We start from the raw sequence: 20,937 nt of genomic DNA, 5'->3' as shown, positions 1-20,937 counted from the left end.
AGAGTTATTTCGGCTGATTTCACGGAGCACCCTGCATGTCCGGCAATACCTACGGCAAGCTGTTCACTGTCACCACCGCGGGCGAAAGCCATGGGCCGGCGTTGGTCGCCATTGTCGACGGCTGCCCGCCGGGCCTCGAGCTGTCCCTGGAAGATCTGCAGCGTGACCTGGACCGGCGCAAGCCCGGCACCAGCCGTCACACCACCCAGCGCCAGGAGCCCGATGAAGTCGAGATCCTTTCCGGGGTGTTCGAGGGCAAGACCACGGGCTGCTCCATCGGCCTGCTGATTCGCAATACCGACCAGAAGTCCAAGGACTACTCGGCGATCAAGGACCTGTTTCGCCCGGCCCACGCCGATTACACCTACCACCACAAGTACGGCATTCGTGATTACCGCGGTGGCGGTCGCAGCTCGGCGCGGGAGACTGCCATGCGCGTGGCGGCCGGGGCCATCGCCAAGAAATACCTGGCCAGCCAGGGCATCGTGGTTCGTGGCTACATGAGCCAGTTGGGGCCGATCGAGATTCCCTTCAAGACCTGGGACTCGGTGGAAGACAACGCCTTCTTCAGCCCCGATCCGGACAAGGTGCCGGAGCTGGAAGCCTACATGGACCAGTTGCGCCGGGATCAGGATTCGGTGGGCGCGAAGATCACCGTGGTTGCCGAAGGCGTGATGCCAGGCCTGGGCGAGCCGATCTTCGACCGCCTGGATGCCGAGCTGGCCCATGCATTGATGAGTATCAACGCGGTCAAGGGCGTGGAGATCGGCGCCGGTTTCGCCAGTGTCGCTCAGCGCGGCACCGAGCACCGTGACGAGCTGACCCCGCAAGGCTTCCTCAGCAACAATGCCGGCGGCATCCTGGGTGGCATTTCCTCGGGGCAGCCGATTGTCGCCCACCTGGCACTCAAACCGACCTCCAGCATCACCACCCCGGGTCGCTCCATCGACATCGACGGCAACCCGGTGGACCTGATCACCAAGGGCCGCCACGACCCGTGCGTGGGCATTCGTGCTACTCCGATCGCCGAAGCCATGATGGCCATCGTGCTGATGGATCACCTGCTGCGTCATCGCGGCCAGAACGCCGACGTGCGCGTCAGCACGCCGGTGCTGGGCCAGTTGTAATGGCGGTCCTGCCAGTCGCCACGGTCTGATGGCCGTGGCGGCGCTTCCTTATTGGCGGCTCTCGAGTTTCTATCTGTTCTATTTCGCGCTGCTGGGGTCGACCGCGCCGTTTCTGGCGCTGTATTTCGATCACCTGGGGTTTTCCAGCGCGCGGATTGGCGAGCTGGTGGCGATTCCCATGCTCATGCGGTGCGTGGCGCCCAACCTCTGGGGCTGGCTCGGTGACTACAGCGGCCGGCGTCTGGCCATCGTGCGCTTTGGCGCGGTCTGCACGCTACTCTGCTTCTCCCTGATCTTTGTCAGCAAGAGCTACGCCTGGCTGGCCATGGTCATGGCCCTGCATGCGTTTTTCTGGCACGCGGTGCTGCCGCAGTTCGAGGTCATCACCCTGGCACACTTGCAGGGGCAAACCTCGCGCTACAGTCAGATCCGTCTCTGGGGATCCATCGGCTTCATTCTGACGGTGGTGGCCCTGGGGCGCCTGTTCGAATGGCTGAGCCTGGATATCTATCCGGTGGCGCTGGTGGTGATCATGGGCGGCATCGTGGTCAGCAGCCTGTGGGTGCCCAATGCCCAGCCTTCGACCCAGGGCGCGCGACTGTCCGCAGAGGGATTCCTCGAACAATTGCGTGCGCCCGGCGTACTGGCGTTCTACCTGTGCGTGGCGCTGATGCAGATGAGCCACGGTCCGTATTACACCTTCCTGACCCTGCACCTGGAACGCCTGGGTTATACCCGCGGCCTGATCGGCATGCTCTGGGCCCTGGGGGTGGTGGCCGAGGTGCTGATGTTCCTGGCCATGAGCCGGATCCTCGCGCGGTTTTCCGTGCGCCGGGTGTTGCTGGCGAGTTTCCTGCTGGCGGCGTTGCGCTGGTTGCTGCTGGGCAGCCTGGCGGAGTTGCTCTGGGTGTTACTGTTGGCCCAGGTGCTGCACGCGGCAACCTTTGGCAGTTTTCACGCTGCCGCCATTCATTTCGTACAGCGCAGCTTTGGCGCTCGCCAGCAGGGCCAGGGCCAGGCGCTGTATGCGGCCCTGGCCGGCACCGGCGGCGCCTTGGGGGCGTTGTACGCCGGTTACAGCTGGAATGCCCTAGGCGCCACATTGACCTTTAGTATTGCCAGCGTCGCAGCGCTGGCAGCAGCCGTTATCATTGCCACTCGCATGGGGGAGACGAGGCCATGAGTCAGGGCATCAACCGCTTGCCGCGCCGCTCAGCGTCGCTGCGCCTGGTACGGCCTAGCGTCCCCCCAACCACTTTCACGGCTTGCTTCGCTTGAAGCAGCCATTGCCTGAGGGGGCCAAAAGCCCCGGGGCGACGCTGAACCGAGGAGTTGCCGTTATGAGCAGCCTGTCTGTCTACCACGTATCCAGCCCCGACCTGCCGAACAAGGTCTTGACCCATTTCGAGGATATTGCCGCGACCCTGGCTGAACAGGGCATCCACTTTGATCGCTGGCAAGCCACTACCCGGGTCGAGCCCGGCGCCAGTGAGCAAGAGGTGATCGGTGCCTATCAGGAGCAGATCGACCGGCTGATGACCGAGCGCGGCTATGTCTCGGTCGACGTGGTCAGCCTCGATGGCAACCATCCGGACAAGGATGAGCTGCGCGCCCGGTTTCTCGATGAACACCGCCACGCGCAGGACGAGGTACGGCTCTTCGTCGCCGGTCGTGGCCTGTTCTCCCTGCATATCGATGATTATGTGTACGCAGTGCTGTGTGAGAGAAATGACCTGATTTCCCTGCCTGCAGGCACCGCTCACTGGTTCGACAGCGGAGAGAACCCGTATCTGGTCGCCATCCGCCTGTTCAATAATCCCCAGGACTGGGTCGCCAGCCCCACCGGCGACGATATTGCCAGCCAGTTTCCACGACTGGATGACTGAGCAACCGCCGACCGCCTGAGGGCTGGCGCTAGGGGCGATGAGTGCGGGGGCTTGGCGGGAATTCAGCGGCCCCTAACGCAGTCGGGCCGGACCAACGCAAGGTTGGTCCGGCCCGGACAGCTGACCTCGGAGCGCCTTATGCGCTGTGATAGGTCGGCAGGGCAAAGCGGTTCTGGCTTTGCAGCATGGAGATCTGGGGCAATTCACTGGCCTGTTCCGCCAAGTCACGACGAATTGCGCTGATGACCCAGGACAACTGGTCTGCAGCATGCAGTTGGGCGTAGGAAATCGAACGCTTGAACTGTTTGCCCTCGCTGTTGCGCAGCGTGAGCAGGATGCCGCCATCGGGACGGGCTTGGGTGATCACTTCGAAGTTGGAGAACAGGGATGAAAACTTTTCTTGGATCAGGCTCATGTCTATCAGCTCCGTTAGCTCTTGAAGGGCAAGCGTGGAGAGACAGTTGCAGCGATTGTGCCAGTATTGTTTTTTTATAAAATCGTTATAAATCAATAAGTTATAAAATTATCAAAATCACTGCTTCGTGCAAAATGCATGAATGGCCATCGTGCATCCTGCATTTTGCAGGTTGCTGGGGGCGAGTTTGGCGGGGGGATGCTGTTCTGACCGCGGGTGCAGGGGGAAAATTCAATCACTGTTAGTGCAGTGAAGGCGCTCTTCAAGGCAGCGGGCAGGAGATACAAAAGTTTGCAAAAACTCCGTGTACAGCCCAGTAACGGCTGACGTATTTTCCAGCCAGTCACACCGTACCAACCCGGCCCGGGCAGCCTTGTCCGGAGCGCTTGAAGCGGTGTCTCGGCGACATGGAATGTGTTGTGGCGTGATCTTGCGATCCTGCCCGACGGATAATAAGAACATAGGACGCCCTCCATGAACGATCCCTGCGCACTACAGCCGCTGCTCTCAGCAGTGTTGCGTCTTTCCTGCCGTTGCTCCGTCCTGGGGCGTCGTCGCCATCCTTGTCCTGCCGGTGCCGAACCCAGGGTCGCCACTCCCGGTTGAGCCTTGTGCCATCTGTTGCCAATGCCCGGCCAGCCTGGCCCGGGCAAAGACCCTCGTCTTTACACCGGAGCAACCATGAACAAGCACAAGAGCGACATGATCACCTGGGGCATGATGCTGCGTAAGGTGCCCTCCATCGCCAAGGCATTGCCGCGGGTGGTGCGGGGCATGAAAGCCGGGAACATCGACAAGCCGGACCAGCCTTGCGGGCTGGGCTGGAGCTTCGAGCAGGCGACCCTGCGTAATCCCGAAGGACCAGCCCTGCTCTATGGCGATCGGACACTGAGCTATGCCCAGGTCAACCAGTGGGCCAACCGCATCGCCGCCTACCTGCAGCAACAGGGCATCGGCAAGGGCGACGTGGTGGCGATCTTCATCGAGAATCGTCCGGAGCTGCTGGTCACGGTATTGGCGGTGGCCAAGCTTGGCGGGATCTGCGCGATGCTCAACACCGCGCAGACCCAGGGCGTGCTGGTGCATAGCCTGGAGTTGGTCAAGCCGGTGGCGATCATGGTTGGTGGAGAATTGCTGGCAGCCTATTCGGCGGTGCGCGATCAGGCGGGCATCGACCCCGGGCGTACCTGGTTCGTCGCCGACCAGGACACTTATATCGACCCCGGAGCGACCCCGGATGGGTGGCTCAACCTGATGGCCGAGAGCGCCGGTTACCCGGGGCACAACCTGGCGCAGACCCAGCGAATCTTCCTGGATGACCCCTGCTTCTACATCTATACCTCCGGCACCACGGGCTTGCCCAAGGCCGGAATCTTCAAGCACGGGCGCTGGATGCGAACCAGCGCAGGCTTCGGCACCATCGCCCTGGATATGCAGCCCGAGGACGTGGTGTATTGCACCTTGCCGCTGTACCACGCGACCGGCCTGTGCGTGTGCTGGGGCTCGGCCATTACCGGCGCCTCGGGGTTCGCCATTCGCCGCAAGTTCAGCGCCAGTCAGTTCTGGGATGACGCACGGAAGTTCAAGGCGACCACCATGGGGTATGTCGGCGAGCTGTGCCGCTACCTGATCGATCAGCCTGCCAGCTCCGTGGACACCGAGCATGGTGTCACCAAGATGATTGGCAACGGCTTGCGGCCGGGTGTCTGGAGCGAGTTCAAGCAGCGTTTCGGTGTCGCTCATGTCTGTGAACTGTATGCGGCCAGCGACGGCAATATCGGCTTCAGCAATATCCTCAACTTCGACAACACTGTGGGCTTCTCGCTGATTCCCTGGGCGTTGGTGGAGTACGCCCACGACAGCGGTGCACCGCTGCGCAACAGCCAGGGCTTCATGCAGAAAGTGGCCAAGGGCGGACAAGGCCTGTTGCTGGCGAAGATCGATGAGAAGGCGCCGCTGGATGGCTACACCGACCCGGAAAAGAACCTCAAGGTGATCCTCAAGGACGTGTTCGAGAAGGGCGACTGCTATTTCAATACTGGAGATTTGCTGCGCGACATCGGTTTCGGTCACGCGCAGTTCGTGGATCGTCTGGGCGATACCTATCGCTGGAAGGGCGAGAACGTTTCCACCACCGAGGTGGAGAACATTCTCCTGGGCCATCCACAGATTGCCGAGGTGGTGGCCTATGGGGTGGAAATCCACAACACCAATGGCCGGGCGGGGATGGTGGCCATTACCCCGGCCGAATCCCTGGCGACCCTGGATTTCTGCGAGCTGTTGCAGTTTGCCCGTCAGCAATTGCCGGCCTATGCGGTGCCGCTGTTCCTGCGGATCAAGGTGAAGATGGACACCACCGGGACGTTCAAATATCAGAAGAGCCGCCTCAAGGAGCAGGCATTCGACCTTGGGCTGATGGGTGACGATCCGGTCTACGCCTGGCTTCCCGGGGCCGATACCTATGTGCAACTGACCCCGCAGATTCTCGCGCAGATCCAGGCCGGGCAACTGCGTTATTGATTCTGCCTATGGTGGCTCTTGGGAAAAAAGGGATGACAGCCCGCCGTCGGCTTGGGGACACTAGCGGCTTTCCGATTTGCCGAACCTGGAGTTTCCGATGACCGACAAAAGCCGCCAGATGACCGAAGACGAGGCCGCCCAGTTTGTCGAACAGGTGTTCAACGTGGCCCGCCAGGGCGACGCTCAGATGCTCGACAAGCTGGCGGGCAGTGGCCTGCCGATCAACCTGCGCAACCACAAGGGCGATACCCTGCTGATGCTGGCCGCCTATCACGGGCATGTGGACGCCGTGCAGGTGCTGCTCAAGCACAAGGCCGACCCCGAGATCCGCAACGACAATGGCCAGAGCCCGATTGCCGGTGCTGCCTTCAAGGGCGATCTGGCGGTGGTCAAGGCGCTGGTGGAGGGCGGCGCGCAGGTGGAGGGTTCATCCTTTGACGGGCGCACGGCGCTGATGATGGCGGCGATGTTCAACCGTACTGAAATCGTCACGTACCTGATCAGCCAGGGGGCCGATCCGAAGGCCCTCGACGCCAATGGTGTCAGCGCCTTGGACGCAGCCAAGACCATGGGCGCGATGGACACCACCGCGCAGCTGGAAAAACTCCTGGCCTAAAGCGCCAAGATCCGAGCGGGCGAGGGCCAGGCCCCTCGTCACGGCAATAGGTTCGGGCGTGGACTTTAGGCTATCCTTCGCGCCCTCGAAATTTCCTCGCCTTCAGGATGCGCCCATGAAAAACGCCCTTATCGAACTCATCAGCAAAATCAGCTCCGGGTGCATGGGCGAAGCCGAGATCCAGCAGATCGCCGATGAGGCATCCCAGGCCTATGCCGATCCCCAGGCATTCCTCGCGGCCAATCCGGACATCAACTACGACGACAGCTTCCCCATTGCCCTGGGGGAGTGGGTGGTGGTTGGCAGCCTGCCGGAGACCGTGCTGTTTCAGGCCGACACCTACGTCGACCTGTTTGCGCAGATCGTTGCCTCCTTTGGCAAGGATGTAGCCTTCAACTTCAAGCCCAAGCAGTTGGCCAAGATCGAGGCTCTGACCGCGCTCAATCGCATCCAGATCCAGATGGGCAGCATGAACCCGGAAAACGGCGGTTATGTGCTGATGAATTTCAGCCAGTTGCTCGATGACGAACTGCAGATGGTGCTGGTCTATGGCAACGATGTACCACGGGTGCTGGAGCTGTGTGCCGAAGTCGGCATTGCCGCAGCACCGGCGCTGGAGGCGCTGAAGATCGCGGTGCATGTCTGAGGCTTGCGTTGCAATAAAGCGGAACCCTGGTGCAGCGCGACTATCCTAAAGAGGCACGCCATCATTTGGGAGCGACATCATGGGTTCCACTTTCAATGGCCTGGTTGGCCTGATCATTCTTGCCCTGGATATCTGGGCCATCATCAATGTGCTGAAAAGCGGCGCCGAAACCGGGATGAAGATCCTCTGGGTGCTGCTGATCATCTTCCTGCCTGTACTGGGGCTGATCATCTGGGCCATCGCCGGCCCTCGCGGCAATGTGCGGCTCTGAACGCTCTGGGGGCGAAGCTCGCCTGAGCAGTTCTGGCCAGTAGTGATCGGGGCGCATTGCCCGGTACTGCCCGGTACTGCCCGGGTTTGGAGCCGGGCAGGCGCCAGGCGGCTCAGGGTTCACTCCGGTGTCGGGTGAATATCCCGCCGGGCAGTGATTGACCCACGCATCATGAACGAGGACCTCAAGGTCCTTTTTTGTGTGACTAAACATGCGTTGAACGAAATTTTCACAAAGTCTCTAAGACAATTCGCCGGCGCTTTTCTCCTCGGTGTAAATCCCTGCAATCTCTTGGTCCAGAGCCGTCGGTGGTGGGTTTGACAACACAACCTACTAATCAATGGCAATGCCTCCAGTGATCGTGCAACATTTGCGCACCGCGTATTCCCCAGCCGCCCTGGTGGCAACAAGAGGGCAGAACGCAGCTGTATCTTTGCAACTTAAACTTCCAATGGGTCCTAAAACGACATGGCAAACTCGGATGCCCTGAGTCAGCAGCGATCCTCGAATCGCCTGCTGCAACCGACCGTTAAATCCCATCTGGCCTACACGCTGCTATGCGCGCTGGTCATGATGGTGATGCTCTCCCTGTTGCGCGTCGCGCTGCTGATCTACAACCGCGAGATGATCCTCGACACCCCGGCCTCGACCTTCCTCGAGGCATTTGCCAACGGGCTGCGGTTTGACCTGCGGCTGGTGGTCTATCTCAGCGTACCCCTGTTGCTGGCGCTGTTCAGCGCCCGGGCCATGGCGGCTCGCGGGCTGCTGCGCTTCTGGCTGACGGTGACGTCCAGCATTGCGCTGTTCCTTGGCCTGATGGAAATGGACTTCTACCGCGAGTTCCACCAGCGCCTCAACGGCCTGGTCTTCCAGTATGTAAAGGAAGACCCGAAAACCGTGATGAGCATGCTCTGGTACGGTTTCCCGGTGGTCCGCTACCTGCTGGCCTGGGCCGTGGGCACCTGGATCCTCAGCCTGGCGTTCAAGGGCGCCGATCGTGCGACCCGGCCCCGTGGCCCGTTCAGCGGTGGCAACGTCGGGACCCGGCAGATTGCTCCCTGGTATGCGCGCATCGCGGTATTCGTGGTCTGCCTGCTGATCTGCGTAGTGGCCGCTCGCGGCACCCTGCGTCAGGGCCCGCCGATGCGTTGGGGTGACGTCTACACCACCGAATCGAACTTCGCCAACCAGTTGGGCCTCAATGGCACCCTGCAATTGATCGCGGCTGCCAAGGATCGCCTGTCCGAAGATCGCACCAATATCTGGAAGGCGACCTTGCCCCAGCCCCTGGCGCAGCAGACCGTACGCGACATGCTGCTGGTGCCCAGCGACAAACTGGTGGATGCGGACATTGCAGCAGTGCGTCGCAACTACACGCCGGATGCGGACAAGACCCTGCCGATCAAGAACGTCGTGGTGATCCTGATGGAGAGCTTCGCCGGGCATTCGGTCGGCGCCCTGGAGCGTCCGGGCAATGTCACACCGTACTTCGACAAGCTGTCGAAGGAAGGCCTGTTGTTCGACCGTTTCTTCTCCAATGGCACCCATACCCACCAGGGCATGTTTGCCACCATGGCCTGCTTCCCCAACCTGCCGGGCTTCGAATACCTGATGCAGACCCCGGAAGGCAGCCACAAGCTGTCCGGCCTGCCGCAGTTGCTCAGTGCTCGCAAATATGACGACGTGTATGTCTATAACGGCGATTTCGCCTGGGACAACCAGTCTGGGTTCTTCAGCAACCAGGGCATGACCAACTTCATCGGCCGCAATGACTTCGTCAATCCGGTGTTCTCCGACCCGACCTGGGGCGTGTCCGACCAGGACATGTTCAACCGCGGGCTGGAAGAGTTGAAGGCGCGGGAAGGCAAAGAGCCGTTCTATGCTCTGCTGCAGACCCTGTCCAACCACACGCCGTATGCCCTGCCGACGCCATTGCCGGTGGACAAGGTGACCGATCGCGGCAGCCTCAATGAACACTTGACGGCCATGCGCTACTCCGACTGGGCCCTGGGCCAGTTCTTCGAGAAGGCACGCAAGGAGCCGTATTTCAAGGAGACGCTGTTTGTCGTGGTTGGTGACCATGGTTTCGGCAATGAACAGCAAATCACCGAAATGGACCTGGGGCGTTTCAACGTGCCGCTGCTGCTGATCGGGCCGGGCATCCAGGAAAAATTCGGCCAGCGTGATCACACCGTGGGCACTCAGATCGACATCGTGCCGACCATCATGGGCCGTCTCGGCGGCGATGTGCTGCACCAGTGCTGGGGCCGCGACCTGCTCAACCTGCCGGAAGGCGACAAGGGTTTCGGCGTGATCAAGCCTTCGGGCAGCGATCAGACCGTGGCGCTGTTGACGGCCGACCGGGTGTTGGTATTGCCCAAGGAGATGCCGGCCAGGTTGTACAAGTACGAACTGGGCGCGACACCGGGTGGTGAGCTGATTCCCGAGGCTGCCGATGAGGCCGAGCTCAAGCAGAAGCTGGAAGCCTTCCTGCAGACCGCCACCAAGAGCCTGATCGATAACACCGCCGGCGTGGTCAACGGCAAGCCGGATTGATTCCGGCCTTCCCTCCAGCCCTGTTCAACGGGCTGGCGGGAGCGATGATTCGCACTACAACAGAACACCCCTCCATGAGGGGTGTTTTTGTTTCTGTTGGAACACAGCGCGGGACGGTCTAGATCCTGCCGAGCAACAGCAATACCAGCAGCACGACCAAGACCACGCCAATAATCCCTGAGGGTCCGTAGCCCCAGCTTCTGGAGTGAGGAAAGACTGGCAGGCCGCCAATCAGCAGCAGAATCAGGATGATGATCAGAATAGTGCCCATGGCTGTTTCCTTGTTGGAATAGGTTGAACAACGCCGTTGTTCAAGGACTGGTTCGTTTTATGGGAAGAACGAACCGCTTAATGATTCCGACTCGACGGCGCGAGGGAAAATTCCAAGTTTTTTTAAAGTTTTCCGCTTCCGGGCTTATTTCGTTTGCCGCGGGGAAGTGGCTGCTCCAATACCCTGTAGAGGGTGACCGGGCCAGGGGTTTGCCTCGGGCATTCAGCACCCTGATGGTGCGTGGGTGCTGCGGGGGCCTTCGCTACACTGCGGCTCATCTTCCCCGGAACAACAAGGCAACTCTCCTATGCAAAATCGCATGATGATCACTGGTGCCGGCTCCGGCCTGGGTCGCGAAATCGCTCTGCGCTGGGCCCGTGAAGGCTGGCGGCTGGCCTTGTCCGATGTCAGTGAGGCGGGGCTGCAGGAAACCCTGAAACAGGTACGCGCAGCAGGTGGCGAGGGTTTCGTGCAGCGTTGCGATGTGCGCGACTACAGCCAGCTGACGGCTTTTGCCCAGGCCTGTGAGACCCAGTTCGGTGGCGTCGACATCATCGTCAACAACGCCGGGGTGGCCTCGGGCGGGTTCTTCAGCGAGCTGTCCCTGGAAGATTGGGACTGGCAGATCGCGATCAACCTGATGGGAGTGGTCAAGGGCTGCAAGGCCTTCCTGCCGCTGCTGGAACAGAGCAAGGGCAAGATCATCAACATCGCCTCCATGGCGGCGTTGATGCAGGGCCCGGCGATGAGCAACTACAACGTGGCCAAGGCCGGGGTGGTGGCGTTGTCCGAGAGCTTGCTGATCGAGCTGGCGCAGCAGGAAATCGGCGTGCATGTGGTTTGCCCGTCGTTCTTCCAGACCAACCTGCTGGACTCTTTCCGTGGGCCGACCCCGGCCATGAAGGCCCAGGTGGGCAAGTTGCTGGAAAGCTCGCCGATCAGTGCCGCCGACATTGCCGACTATATCCATACCCAGGTCAATGCCGGCCAGTTCATGATCCTGCCCCATGAGCAGGGGCGCATGGCCTGGGCCCTCAAGCAGCAGAACCCCCAGGCGCTGTACAACGAAATGACCCTGATGGCCGATAAGATGCGCGCCAAGGCCAAGCAAAGCGCCAATTGAGCTTGCCCCGGGGCGGCTGCCTCGTCAGGATTGCCGGCAACTGGCAATCCTGACGAGACCTTGCATGCTCAACTACCTGTGGTTTTTCCTCGCCGCGCTGTTCGAGATATTTGGCTGCTACGCCTTCTGGATGTGGTTGCGCCAGGGCAAGAGCGCCCTGTGGATCCTTCCCGCGTTGATCAGCCTGACCCTGTTCGCACTGCTGTTGACCAAGGTCGAGGCGACTTACGCCGGGCGCGCCTACGCGGCCTATGGCGGCATCTACATCATTGCCTCGATTGGCTGGCTGGCCGTGGTCGAGCGGGTCCGTCCGCTGGGTTCGGACTGGCTGGGACTGGGGCTGTGCGTGATCGGCGCCAGTGTGATCCTGTTTGGCCCGCACTTCGCCAACAGCTGAGTACCCCGGCCTGGTGACCCGGGCCGGGTGGCAGGATCAGTCGAACAGTTCCTTGGGCACGTCGTGCTTGAGCATCAGCTGGCACTGTTCGCTGTCGGGATCGAAGACGATCACCGCCTGGCCCTTGCTCAGGGCTTGACGCACCCGCAGGACTCGGGTTTCCAGCGGTGTTTCGTCGCCGTTGTCGGTGCCTTCGCGGGTGACGAAGTCTTCGATCAGGCGAGTCAGGGTGTCGACTTCAAGTTGGTCGTGGGGAATCAGCATGGGGGCCTCCGGCAAACAATCCCGGATGCTACTGTGCCCGGGGCTGTGCCGCCAGCCGCGGCGTGCACAAAGCCCCGGGTCGATGTTCAGGATTTCTGGCCCACCAGGCTGTCCACCGAGGGTACCCGGGTGTCGCTTTCCATCTGCGCGTCATGTTCGAGTTGATGGCTGAAACTGTCCAGGGAGCCTTGGGCCGGTTGCGCGTCGCTGGCGAATACCGGTGGGCTGAGTATGTAGGCCCCCAACAGGCGACTGAGGGCCGCGAGGCTATCGATATGGGTGCGCTCGTAGCCGTGGGTGGCATCGCAGCCGAAGGCCAGCAGCGCGGTGCGGATGTCATGGCCGGCGGTTACCGCGGAGTGGGCGTCGCTGAAGTAATAGCGGAACAGGTCGCGGCGTACCGGCAGCTCGTGCTCGCCGGCCAGGCGCAGCAGATGCCGGGACAGGTGGTAGTCGTAGGGGCCGGCGGAGTCCTGCATGGCTACGCTGACCGCGTGTTCGCTGGAGTGCTGGCCCGGGGCGACCGGCGCGATGTCGATGCCGACAAATTCGCTGACGTCCCAGGGCAGGGCCGCCGCCGCGCCGCTGCCGGTCTCTTCGGTGATGGTGAACAGAGGGTGGCAGTCGATCATCAGGGGGGCGTCACTGTCGACAATCGCCTTGAGGGCTGCCAGCAGGGCCGCGACCCCGGCCTTGTCATCCAGGTGCCGGGCGCTGATGTGGCCGCTCTCGGTGAATTCGGGGAGTGGATCGAAGGCGACGAAGTCGCCCACCCCAACTCCCAGGGATTCGCAGTCGGCACGGGTGGTGCAGTAGGCGTCCAGGCGCAGTTCGATGTGGTCCCAGCTGATGGGCAGTTCGTCCACCGCGGTGTTGAAGGCGTGCCCGGAGGCCATCAGCGGCAGCACGCTGCCGCGCAATACGCCGTTGTCGGTGAACAGGCTGACCCGGCTGCCCTCGGCAAAGCGGCTGGACCAGCAACCCACCGGGGCCAGGGTCAGGCGGCCGTTGTCCTTCACCGCGCGCACGCTGGCACCGATGGTGTCCAGGTGCGCCGAGACGGCCCGGTCCGGGCTGTTCTTCTGGCCCTTGAGGGTGGCGCGGATGGTGCCGCGACGGGTCAGTTCAAAGGGAATGCCCAGCTCCTCAAGACGCTCGGCAACGTAGCGCACTATGGTGTCGGTGAAGCCGGTGGGGCTGGGAATGGCGAGCATTTCCAGGAGGACCTTCTGCAGGTAGGCGAGGTCCGGTTCGGGAATCTTGCGGGTCATGGAAACTCCTGATGAGAAACGGCCATCGATGGTTTCGATGAAAGAGTGAGGGGCCTGAAGAGGGCTTTCGCTGGCAAGCCAGCTCCTACAAGACGGTAGGAGCCGGCTTGCCGGCGAAGGCTCACGGCGCCGGTTGGCTGTGGGGAAACAGCAGGTCGACAAAGCGTTCGGCAGTGGGTTGTGGTTCGTGGTTGGCCAGCCCGGCGCGCTCGTTGGCTTCGATGAACACGTACTCGGGCTGGTCGGCCGCAGGGACCATCAGGTCCAGGCCGACCATGGGAATGTCCAGGGCCCGGGCTGCGCGGATGGCGGCGTCGGCCAGGGTCGGATGGAGAATGCCGGTGACGTCCTCCAGGGTGCCGCCGGTGTGCAGGTTGGCGGTACGCCGCACGAACAGCCGCTGGCCGGGCGGCAGCACGGTGTTGTAGTCGTAGCCGGCAGCGTGCAGGGTGCGCTGGGTCTCCTGGTCCAGGGGGATCTTGCTTTCGCCGCCGGTGGCCGCCTGGCGCCGGCGACTGCGGGCCTCGATCAAGGCGCCGATGGAGTGCTGGCCGTCGCCGATGATTTCGGCGGGACGGCGGATGGCCGCCGCCACCACCTCGAAGCCGATCACCAGGATGCGCAGGTCCAGGCCCTCATGGAAGCTCTCCAGCAGCACCCGGCTGTCGAAGCGACGGGCATTGTCGATCGCCTGCTGCACTTCTTCGATGCTGCGCAGGTCCACGGCCACCCCCTGGCCCTGTTCACCGTCCAGGGGCTTGACCACCACCTGCTGGTGTTCGTCGAGAAATTCCAGGTTGTCGTCGGCATTGCCCGCCCGTTGCTGGGCCGGCAGGTTCAGCCCGGCATTCTTGAGCACCTTGTGGGTCAGGCTCTTGTCCTGGCACAGGCTCATGCTGATGGCGCTGGTCAGGTCGCTCAGGGATTCCCGGCAACGCACCCGGCGGCCACCATGGCTGAGGGTGAACAGGCCGGCGTCGGCGTCGTCCACCTGCACGTCGATGCCCCGGCGATGGGCTTCCTCGACAATGATCCGGGCGTAGGGGTTGAATTCGGCCTGGGGCCCGGGGCCAAGGAACAGCGGCTGGTTGATCCCGTTCTTGCGCTTGATGGCGAAGGTCGACAGGGTGCGAAAACCAAGCTTGGCGTAGAGGTTCTTGGCCTGGCGGTTGTCATGCAGCACCGACAGGTCGAGATAGCTCAGGCCACGGCTCATGAAGTGCTCGATCAAGTGGCGCACCAGCACCTCGCCCACTCCTGGGCGGCTGCAATCCGGGTCCACGGCCAGGCACCACAGGCTGCTGCCATGTTCCGGGTCCTGATAGGCCTTGTGGTGGTTGAGGCCCATGACGCTGCCGATCACCGCGCCGCTGTCCTCGTCTTCGGCCAGCCAGTACACCGGCCCACCCTGGTGGCGAGGAGTCAGGCGCTGCGGGTCGATCGGCAGCATTGCGCGGGCCTGGTACAGGGCATTGATGGCCTGCCAGTCGGCCTCGCTCTGGGCCCGGCGGATGCGAAAGCCGCGAAACACCCGGGTGGCTTGGCGATAGTCGCTGAACCACAGGCGCAGGGTGTCGGAAGGGTCGAGGAACAACTGCGCCGGCTCCAGGCCCAGTACCTGTTGTGGCGCCGCCACGTACAGGGCGATATCACGCTCGCCGGGGCATTCGTTGAGCAACTCCTCGGCAAGGCGAGTGGGGCTGGGAAAGGTATGGCCGATCAGCAGCCGGCCCCAACCGCAATGCACGGCGATCGGTTCGCCGCCGGGCTCGCTGCCGTCCTCGGCGAAGCGCGCCTGCAGGCGTTCATAGGAGGGTGCCTGGCCGCGCAGCAGGCGTTGGCTGTAAGCCGTGGCATGAGCTTTCATCGGTCAGATTCCTTGTTCGCTGAGCCACAGGTTCAAGGCTGCCAGTTGCCACAGCTTGGAACCGCGCAGAGGCGTGAGCTGGCCCTGGGGATCGGTCAGCAGGCGGTCGAGCATGGCCGGGTTGAACAGGCCGCGATCCTGGCTCGGGTCCAGCAGCAGTTCGCGGACCCAGTCCAGGGTAGCGCCCTGCAAGTGCTTGAGGCCCGGCACCGGGAAGTAGCCTTTCTTGCGGTCGATCACTTCGCTGGGGATCACCAGCCGCGCGGCTTCCTTGAGCACCTGCTTGCCGCCGTCGGGTAACTTGAAGCGCGCCGGCACCCGGGCCGAGAGTTCCACCAGGCGGTAGTCGAGGAACGGCGTGCGCGCCTCCAGGCCCCAGGCCATGGTCATGTTATCCACACGCTTGACCGGGTCATCCACCAGCATCACCGTGCTGTCCAGGCGCAGGGCCTTATCCACAGGCGCGTCGGCGCCGGGCTGGGCGAAATGCTCGCGGACAAAGTCCCCGGCGGCATCGTTGGCGGTCAGCCATTGCGGTTGCACGGTGGCCGCGTAATCGTCGTAGCTGCGGTCGAAGAAGGCCGCGCGGTAGGCGGCGTAAGGGTCGCTGGCGCCGTCCACCTGCGGGTACCAGTGGTAGCCGGCAAAGAGTTCGTCGGCGCCCTGGCCGCTTTGCACCACCTTGCAGTGCTTGGCCACTTCCCGGGACAGCAGGTAGAAGGCGATGCAGTCGTGGCTGACCATCGGCTCGCTCATGGCGCGAAAGGCCGCCGGCAGCTGTTCGATGATCTCGCGCTCATCGATGCGCAACTGATGGTGCTGGGTGTGGTAGTGCTTGGCGATCAGGTCCGAGTACTGGAATTCGTCACCGCGTTCGCCACCGGCATCCTGGAAGCCGATGGAGAAGGTCGACAGGTTGTCCACCCCGACCTCCCGCAGCAGGCCCACCAGCAGGCTGGAGTCGACACCGCCGGACAGCAGCACGCCGACATCCACCGCCGCTCGTTGGCGAATGGCTACTGCTTCGCGAGTGCTATCGAGCACCCGGTCGCGCCAGTCTTCCAGGGTCAGGTTGGCTTCATCGGCGCGAGGGCCGTAGGGCAGGGTCCACCAGGTCTGCTGTTCGGTGCGGCCATCGGCCTCGATGCGCATCCAGGTGGCCGGCGGCAGTTTTTCGATGCCTGCCAGCAGGGTCCGCGGCGCTGGCACCACGGCATGGAAGTTCAGGTAGTGGTTGAGCGCTACCGGATCGAGCAGCGGGTTGATGTCGCCGCCCTTGAGCAGGGCCGGCAGGGCCGAGGCGAAGCGCAGGCGCTGGCCGGTGCGCGACAGGTACAGGGGCTTGACCCCGAGGCGGTCGCGAGCGATGAACAGGCGCTGGGCGTCCCGTTCCCAGATGGCGAAGGCGAACATGCCGTTGAGCTTGGGCAGCAGGTCGGCGCCCCAGGCGTGGTAGCCCTTGAGCAGCACTTCGGTGTCGCCGCCGGAATAGAAGGCATAACCCTTGGCTTCCAGTTCGGCGCGCAGTTCGGGGAAGTTGTAGATCGCGCCATTGAAGGCCAGGGACAGGCCCAGCTGGCTGTCGACCATGGGCTGCGCCGAGCCGTCCGACAGGTCCATGATTTTTAGCCGTCGATGGCCGAGGGCAATCGGGCCCTGGCTGTGAAAGCCCCAGGCGTCGGGGCCGCGAGGGGCCAGGTGGTGGGTGATTCGTTCAACCGCTGCCAGGTCGGCAGGTTGATGATCAAAGCGTAATTCGCCAGCTAGTCCGCACATAAGTCCTTACCGGTTTTTCCGTTGGGGAGGGGTCAATCCGTAGCCGCCAAAAGGGCGGCTACCTGGAAACTGACCTGTGCATAACTCCGGAGTTTTAGATCGATCGGTTATAAGTAGTGCAGCGGGGCCGGACAGTTGGATGGAGTCAGGGTAACTGGCCAACTGCCATGGGCGGCGCTGAAAAGTCGGCGCCGCCGCTCTGCTTCAAGCCTTGCCGCGAATCAAACGACGCAGGGCAAAACGGTTCGGATGGCAGGCCTCGGCCACGCTTCGGGGCAGTGGCAGGGGTTCGTTTTCCAGCCAGGCGGCCAGCAGCTCTCCGGACAACGGCGCGGTGATCAGCCCGCGGGAACCATGGCCACTGTTGATGTACAGGCCATCGAGCCAGGGGCAGGGCAGGTCCGGCACCTGGCGCGCGTCCTTGCCCAGGGCGGCGTAGGTGTCGGCGAAGGTGGCCGGGTCCGCCAGGGGGCCGACGATGGGCAGGTAGTCCGGGCTGGTGCAGCGAAAGGCCGCACGACCTTGCAGGCTGTCCAGGGGCAGTTGCTCGGCGTTCAGGCGGTGCAGCAGGTCGCTGGAGATTTCCCGCAGCATCTCCAGGTTGCCGGCGTGCTCGGTGCTGGTGGGCGTCAGGTCCTGGCTCTTGAAGTCGAAACTGGCGCCCAGGGTGTGTTCCCCCAGTCGCGGCGGGGCGACATAACCTTCAGCGCAGACCACGGTGGCCAGGCTCTGGCTTTGCGCGGTCTGCGGCAGGCGGGTGATCTGCCCGCGAATGCGTTTGAGGGGCAAATCGGCGCTGGCCGGGAAGCGTTTGATCTCGGCCGCACCGGCGAGGATCACCACCGCCGCGCTGGCCAGCATCCGTTCGCCGTCCCAGGCCTGCCATTGCTCATCGACCTGGCGCAGATCCAGGACTTCCTGGTGCGCCAGGACCCGAATTCGCGGGTGGCCGGCCTGCCATTGGCACAGGGCCGGTGGATGCACCCAGCCACCTTCGGGGTAGAACAGGCCGCCGTGCTCCAGGCCGATACCGGCGCGAGCCTGGGCTTGGGGCTGATCCAGCAGGTGCAGCAGGTCGGCGGGAAAGGCCGCGGCCAGTTGCGCCTGGCGCTCGGCTTCCTTGGCATTGAAGGCCAGTTGCAGCACGCCGCAGCCATCCCAATCCAGGCCGCGCTGCAGGTGCTCCAGCTGGCGCCGGGTGTAGCCGAAGCCACTGAGGATCATCTGCGACAGCGCGGTGCCGTGGGCCGAGAGCTTGAGGTAGAGCACGCCCTGGGGATTGCCCGAGGCTTCCTGGGCCAGCTCTGCATGACGCTCCAGCAACTGCACCTGCCAGCCGCGGGCGGCCAGGCTGGCGGCACTGGCACACCCGGCCAGCCCGCCGCCGATCACCAGGGCGGTTTTCTCTCGGGCCGCGGGGCGGGCGAACCAGGGTTTGGCCCTGGCCGGCACCGGCGCGTCCTCCGGCCAACCGAGGAATTCGCCCCGCAGCACTTCCCATTTATGGCCGATGCCCGGGGTGCGCTTCATCTTGAAGCCGGCAGCGTTCAGCAGCCGGCGCACCCAGCCAGTGCTGGTGAAGGTGCTGAGGGTGGAGCCCGGCGCGGCAAGGCGCGCCAGTTCGGCGAACAGCTCCGCGGTCCACATGTCGGGGTTCTTGGCCGGGGCAAACCCGTCGAGAAACCAGGCATCGACCTGGGCGTCCAGTTGCGGCAGTTGCTCCAGGGCATCGCCGATCAGCAGGGTCAGGGTCACCCGCCCGCCTTCCAGCACGATGCGCTGGAAGCCGTCGTGCACTGCCACGTATTGCGCCAGCAGCGGTGCGCTGAGGCTCGCCAGTTCCGGCCACAGGGCCAGGGCCCGTTGCAGGTCGGCGGGGCTCAAGGGGTACTTTTCCACACTGACGAAATGCAGCCGGGCGCCGGCCGCAGCCTGCTGCTGGAACAACTGCCAGGCGCAGAGAAAGTTCAGCCCGGTGCCGAAGCCGGTTTCACCGATGACAAAGCGTTCGCCGGCGCCCAGGGCGGCAAAGCGTTCGCGCAGGCGGTTCTGTTCGATGAACACGTGACGGGTTTCATCCAGGCCCGATTCGCTGGAGAAGTACACGTCATCGAAGACCCGCGAGCGCGGGCGTCCTTGGTCGTCCCAGTCGAGCTGGGCGTGGGGCAGTTCAGGGGTCATGTTCGGCTCTTGTTGCGCAAGGCGGCCATTCTAGCCGATCGCGCCGCCAGCGCTTGATCCATGGCAAGGCGCCGCAGGTTCGGGGATTTGTTTTCCCTGGCCGAGGTCGATCCGCTAGTCTTGGAAAATTCTTGGAAGGGAGCCACCCATGTTCGAATCCGCTGAAATCGGTCACGCCATCGACAAAGAAACCTACGATGCCGAGGTGCCGGCGCTGCGCGAGGCCTTGCTCGAAGCCCAGTTCGAGCTGCGCCAGAAGGCCAGCTTTCCGGTGATCGTGCTGATCAACGGGATCGAGGGCGCAGGCAAGGGCGAGACGGTCAAGCTGCTCAACGAATGGATGGACCCACGGCTGATCGAGGTGCGCACCTTCGACCAGCAGACCGATGAAGAACTGTCGCGGCCACCGGCCTGGCGCTACTGGCGGATGCTCCCGGCCAAGGGCCGCATGGGGGTGTTCTTCGGCAACTGGTACAGCCAGATGCTGCAGAGCCGAGTACATGGCGAGATCAAGGACCCGCGGCTGGACCAGGCGATCAATGGCGCCGAGCGCCTGGAGAAGATGCTTTGCGATGAAGGCGCGCTGATCTTCAAGTTCTGGTTTCACCTGTCCAAGAAACAGATGAAGGCCCGGCTCAAGGCCTTGCAGGACGACCCCCTGCACAGCTGGCGCATCAGCCCGCTGGACTGGCAGCAATCGGAAACCTACGACAAGTTCGTCAAATACGGCGAGCGGGTGCTGCGCCGGACCAGCCGTGACTATGCCCCCTGGCACGTGATCGAAGGGGTCGATCCGCATTACCGCAGCCTCACCGTGGGGCGGATCCTGCTGGAAGGCTTGCAGAGCGCGCTCAACCGCCAGCCCTTGAAGCCTGCCCAGGTCAGCGCCGCGCCGCTGCCGACGGCCGTGGACCAACTCAGCCTGCTGGACAGCCTGGACATGACCCAGCACCTGGACAAGGACGACTATGAGGAGCAGTTGATCACCGAGCAGGCGCGCCTGGCCGGCCTGCTGCGGGACAAGCGCATGCGCAAGCATGCCCTGGTGGCGGTCTTCGAAGGCAACGATGCGGCGGGCAAAGGCGGTGCCATTCGCCGGGTCGCGGCCGCGCTGGACCCGCGCCAGTACAGCATCGTGCCAATTGCCGCGCCCACTGAAGAAGAGCGCGCGCAGCCTTATCTCTGGCGGTTCTGGCGGCATATCCCGGCCCGCGGCAAGTTCACCATCTTCGATCGCTCCTGGTACGGGCGGGTGCTGGTGGAGCGGATCGAGGGGTTCTGCAGCCCCGCCGACTGGCTGCGAGCCTACAGCGAGATCAACGATTTCGAGGAGCAGTTGGCCGATGCCCGGGTGATCGTGGTGAAGTTCTGGCTGGCCATCGACAAGGACACGCAGCTGGAGCGTTTCCAGGCTCGGGAGGAAATTCCCTTCAAGCGCTTCAAGATCACCGAGGACGACTGGCGCAACCGCGACAAGTGGGACGACTACCGCGCCGCGGTCGGCGACATGGTGGATCGCACCAGCACCGAAGTGGCGCCCTGGACCCTGGTGGAGGCCAATGACAAGCGCTGGGCCCGGGTCAAGGTCCTGCGTACCATCAACCGGGCCCTGGAGGCCGCGTTCGAGCGATCCGACAAGCACGACAAGAAAGCCAAGAAGTAGGTCGATGGTCGCGCATACGCCCAGTGAATGATTGTCGCGGCCGGGGAGCGGAGGCATCTATGCTCGATGCTCTTCCAGCCGACAACA

The 20,937-nt window shown here is 63.2% G+C and carries 18 protein-coding genes; 11 read left to right on the top strand and 7 right to left on the bottom strand.

Annotation, left to right across the window (positions count from 1 at the left end; translation table 11 throughout):
- Nucleotides 1-35 precede the first annotated feature (35 nt).
- The 3 genes from aroC to ACZ5BO_RS25715 all read left to right on the top strand — a co-directional run bounded on the left by aroC (nucleotide 36) and on the right by ACZ5BO_RS25715 (nucleotide 3,013).
- Entirely contained in the window at nucleotides 36-1,127 is a 1,092-nt protein-coding gene (gene aroC, locus ACZ5BO_RS25725) for a chorismate synthase (protein WP_464696913.1), read from the top strand.
- A 28-nt stretch (nucleotides 1,128-1,155) separates the two neighbouring features.
- Nucleotides 1,156-2,310 (top strand): MFS transporter, encoded by a 1,155-nt coding sequence (locus ACZ5BO_RS25720; protein ID WP_464696912.1) that lies wholly within the window; start codon nucleotides 1,156-1,158, stop codon nucleotides 2,308-2,310.
- A 157-nt stretch (nucleotides 2,311-2,467) separates the two neighbouring features.
- The gene (locus tag ACZ5BO_RS25715; protein ID WP_464696911.1) at nucleotides 2,468-3,013 is read left to right on the top strand and encodes a 1,2-dihydroxy-3-keto-5-methylthiopentene dioxygenase; all 546 of its coding nucleotides are present in this window, start codon (nucleotides 2,468-2,470) and stop codon (nucleotides 3,011-3,013) included.
- A gap of 136 nt (nucleotides 3,014-3,149) precedes the next feature.
- On the opposite strand, the gene ACZ5BO_RS25710 is transcribed toward ACZ5BO_RS25715, so the two are convergent.
- Nucleotides 3,150-3,428: a DUF3509 domain-containing protein gene (locus ACZ5BO_RS25710; protein WP_025127093.1), complete on the bottom strand. Its 279-nt coding sequence runs from the start codon at nucleotides 3,426-3,428 to the stop codon at nucleotides 3,150-3,152.
- A 681-nt stretch (nucleotides 3,429-4,109) separates the two neighbouring features.
- On the opposite strand from ACZ5BO_RS25710, the gene ACZ5BO_RS25705 reads away from it, so the two are divergent.
- From ACZ5BO_RS25705 to ACZ5BO_RS25685, 5 genes are all read left to right on the top strand, one after another.
- Complete coding sequence (locus ACZ5BO_RS25705; RefSeq protein ID WP_464696910.1) at nucleotides 4,110-5,948, top strand: long-chain-acyl-CoA synthetase; 1,839 nt, start codon at nucleotides 4,110-4,112, stop codon at nucleotides 5,946-5,948.
- A 97-nt stretch (nucleotides 5,949-6,045) separates the two neighbouring features.
- Nucleotides 6,046-6,564, top strand: a complete 519-nt coding sequence (locus ACZ5BO_RS25700) for an ankyrin repeat domain-containing protein (protein WP_025127095.1) — start codon at nucleotides 6,046-6,048, stop codon at nucleotides 6,562-6,564.
- Between the two features lie 115 nt (nucleotides 6,565-6,679).
- Nucleotides 6,680-7,210 carry a hypothetical protein gene (locus tag ACZ5BO_RS25695; protein ID WP_464696909.1) on the top strand — a complete coding sequence of 177 codons (531 nt, stop codon included), beginning with the start codon at nucleotides 6,680-6,682 and terminating at the stop codon, nucleotides 7,208-7,210.
- Between the two features lie 79 nt (nucleotides 7,211-7,289).
- Complete coding sequence (locus ACZ5BO_RS25690; protein ID WP_025127097.1) at nucleotides 7,290-7,481, top strand: PLDc N-terminal domain-containing protein; 192 nt, start codon at nucleotides 7,290-7,292, stop codon at nucleotides 7,479-7,481.
- Between the two features lie 468 nt (nucleotides 7,482-7,949).
- Nucleotides 7,950-10,037, top strand: coding sequence for an LTA synthase family protein (locus tag ACZ5BO_RS25685; protein WP_025127098.1), 2,088 nt, complete (start codon nucleotides 7,950-7,952; stop codon nucleotides 10,035-10,037).
- A 118-nt stretch (nucleotides 10,038-10,155) separates the two neighbouring features.
- On the opposite strand, the gene ACZ5BO_RS25680 is transcribed toward ACZ5BO_RS25685, so the two are convergent.
- Complete coding sequence (locus tag ACZ5BO_RS25680; protein WP_003226960.1) at nucleotides 10,156-10,308, bottom strand: DUF3309 family protein; 153 nt, start codon at nucleotides 10,306-10,308, stop codon at nucleotides 10,156-10,158.
- 307 nt (nucleotides 10,309-10,615) lie between these two features.
- On the opposite strand from ACZ5BO_RS25680, the gene ACZ5BO_RS25675 reads away from it, so the two are divergent.
- The gene (locus ACZ5BO_RS25675) at nucleotides 10,616-11,431 is read left to right on the top strand and encodes an SDR family oxidoreductase (protein ID WP_464696908.1); all 816 of its coding nucleotides are present in this window, start codon (nucleotides 10,616-10,618) and stop codon (nucleotides 11,429-11,431) included.
- Nucleotides 11,432-11,495: 64 nt separating this feature from the next.
- On the top strand, nucleotides 11,496-11,828 hold the full coding sequence (locus tag ACZ5BO_RS25670; RefSeq protein WP_464696907.1) for a YnfA family protein: 333 nt from the start codon (nucleotides 11,496-11,498) through the stop codon (nucleotides 11,826-11,828).
- A gap of 36 nt (nucleotides 11,829-11,864) precedes the next feature.
- Here ACZ5BO_RS25670 and ACZ5BO_RS25665 read toward each other — a convergent pair whose 3' ends face one another.
- From ACZ5BO_RS25665 to mnmC, 5 genes are all read right to left on the bottom strand, one after another.
- Complete coding sequence (locus tag ACZ5BO_RS25665; protein ID WP_025127101.1) at nucleotides 11,865-12,092, bottom strand: YheU family protein; 228 nt, start codon at nucleotides 12,090-12,092, stop codon at nucleotides 11,865-11,867.
- A gap of 86 nt (nucleotides 12,093-12,178) precedes the next feature.
- The gene (locus ACZ5BO_RS25660; protein ID WP_025127102.1) at nucleotides 12,179-13,363 is read right to left on the bottom strand and encodes an osmoprotectant NAGGN system M42 family peptidase; all 1,185 of its coding nucleotides are present in this window, start codon (nucleotides 13,361-13,363) and stop codon (nucleotides 12,179-12,181) included.
- A gap of 121 nt (nucleotides 13,364-13,484) precedes the next feature.
- On the bottom strand, nucleotides 13,485-15,230 hold the full coding sequence (ngg, locus tag ACZ5BO_RS25655) for an N-acetylglutaminylglutamine synthetase (RefSeq protein WP_025127103.1): 1,746 nt from the start codon (nucleotides 15,228-15,230) through the stop codon (nucleotides 13,485-13,487).
- A gap of 3 nt (nucleotides 15,231-15,233) precedes the next feature.
- Nucleotides 15,234-17,006: an N-acetylglutaminylglutamine amidotransferase gene (locus ACZ5BO_RS25650; RefSeq protein WP_464696906.1), complete on the bottom strand. Its 1,773-nt coding sequence runs from the start codon at nucleotides 17,004-17,006 to the stop codon at nucleotides 15,234-15,236.
- A gap of 204 nt (nucleotides 17,007-17,210) precedes the next feature.
- Nucleotides 17,211-19,187, bottom strand: a complete 1,977-nt coding sequence (gene mnmC, locus ACZ5BO_RS25645) for a bifunctional tRNA (5-methylaminomethyl-2-thiouridine)(34)-methyltransferase MnmC2/FAD-dependent 5-carboxymethylaminomethyl-2-thiouridine(34) oxidoreductase MnmC1 (protein ID WP_464696905.1) — start codon at nucleotides 19,185-19,187, stop codon at nucleotides 17,211-17,213.
- Nucleotides 19,188-19,335: 148 nt separating this feature from the next.
- Here mnmC and pap point away from each other — a divergent pair, with 148 nt between their 5' ends.
- On the top strand, nucleotides 19,336-20,850 hold the full coding sequence (gene pap / locus ACZ5BO_RS25640) for a polyphosphate:AMP phosphotransferase (RefSeq protein ID WP_025127106.1): 1,515 nt from the start codon (nucleotides 19,336-19,338) through the stop codon (nucleotides 20,848-20,850).
- Nucleotides 20,851-20,937: the final 87 nt, after the last annotated feature.

The sequence above is a fragment of the Pseudomonas sp. FFPRI_1 genome (genome assembly GCF_055384485.1).
Note: the sequence above shows the minus strand (reverse complement) of the source record. Positions and strands in the feature narration are given on the sequence as shown.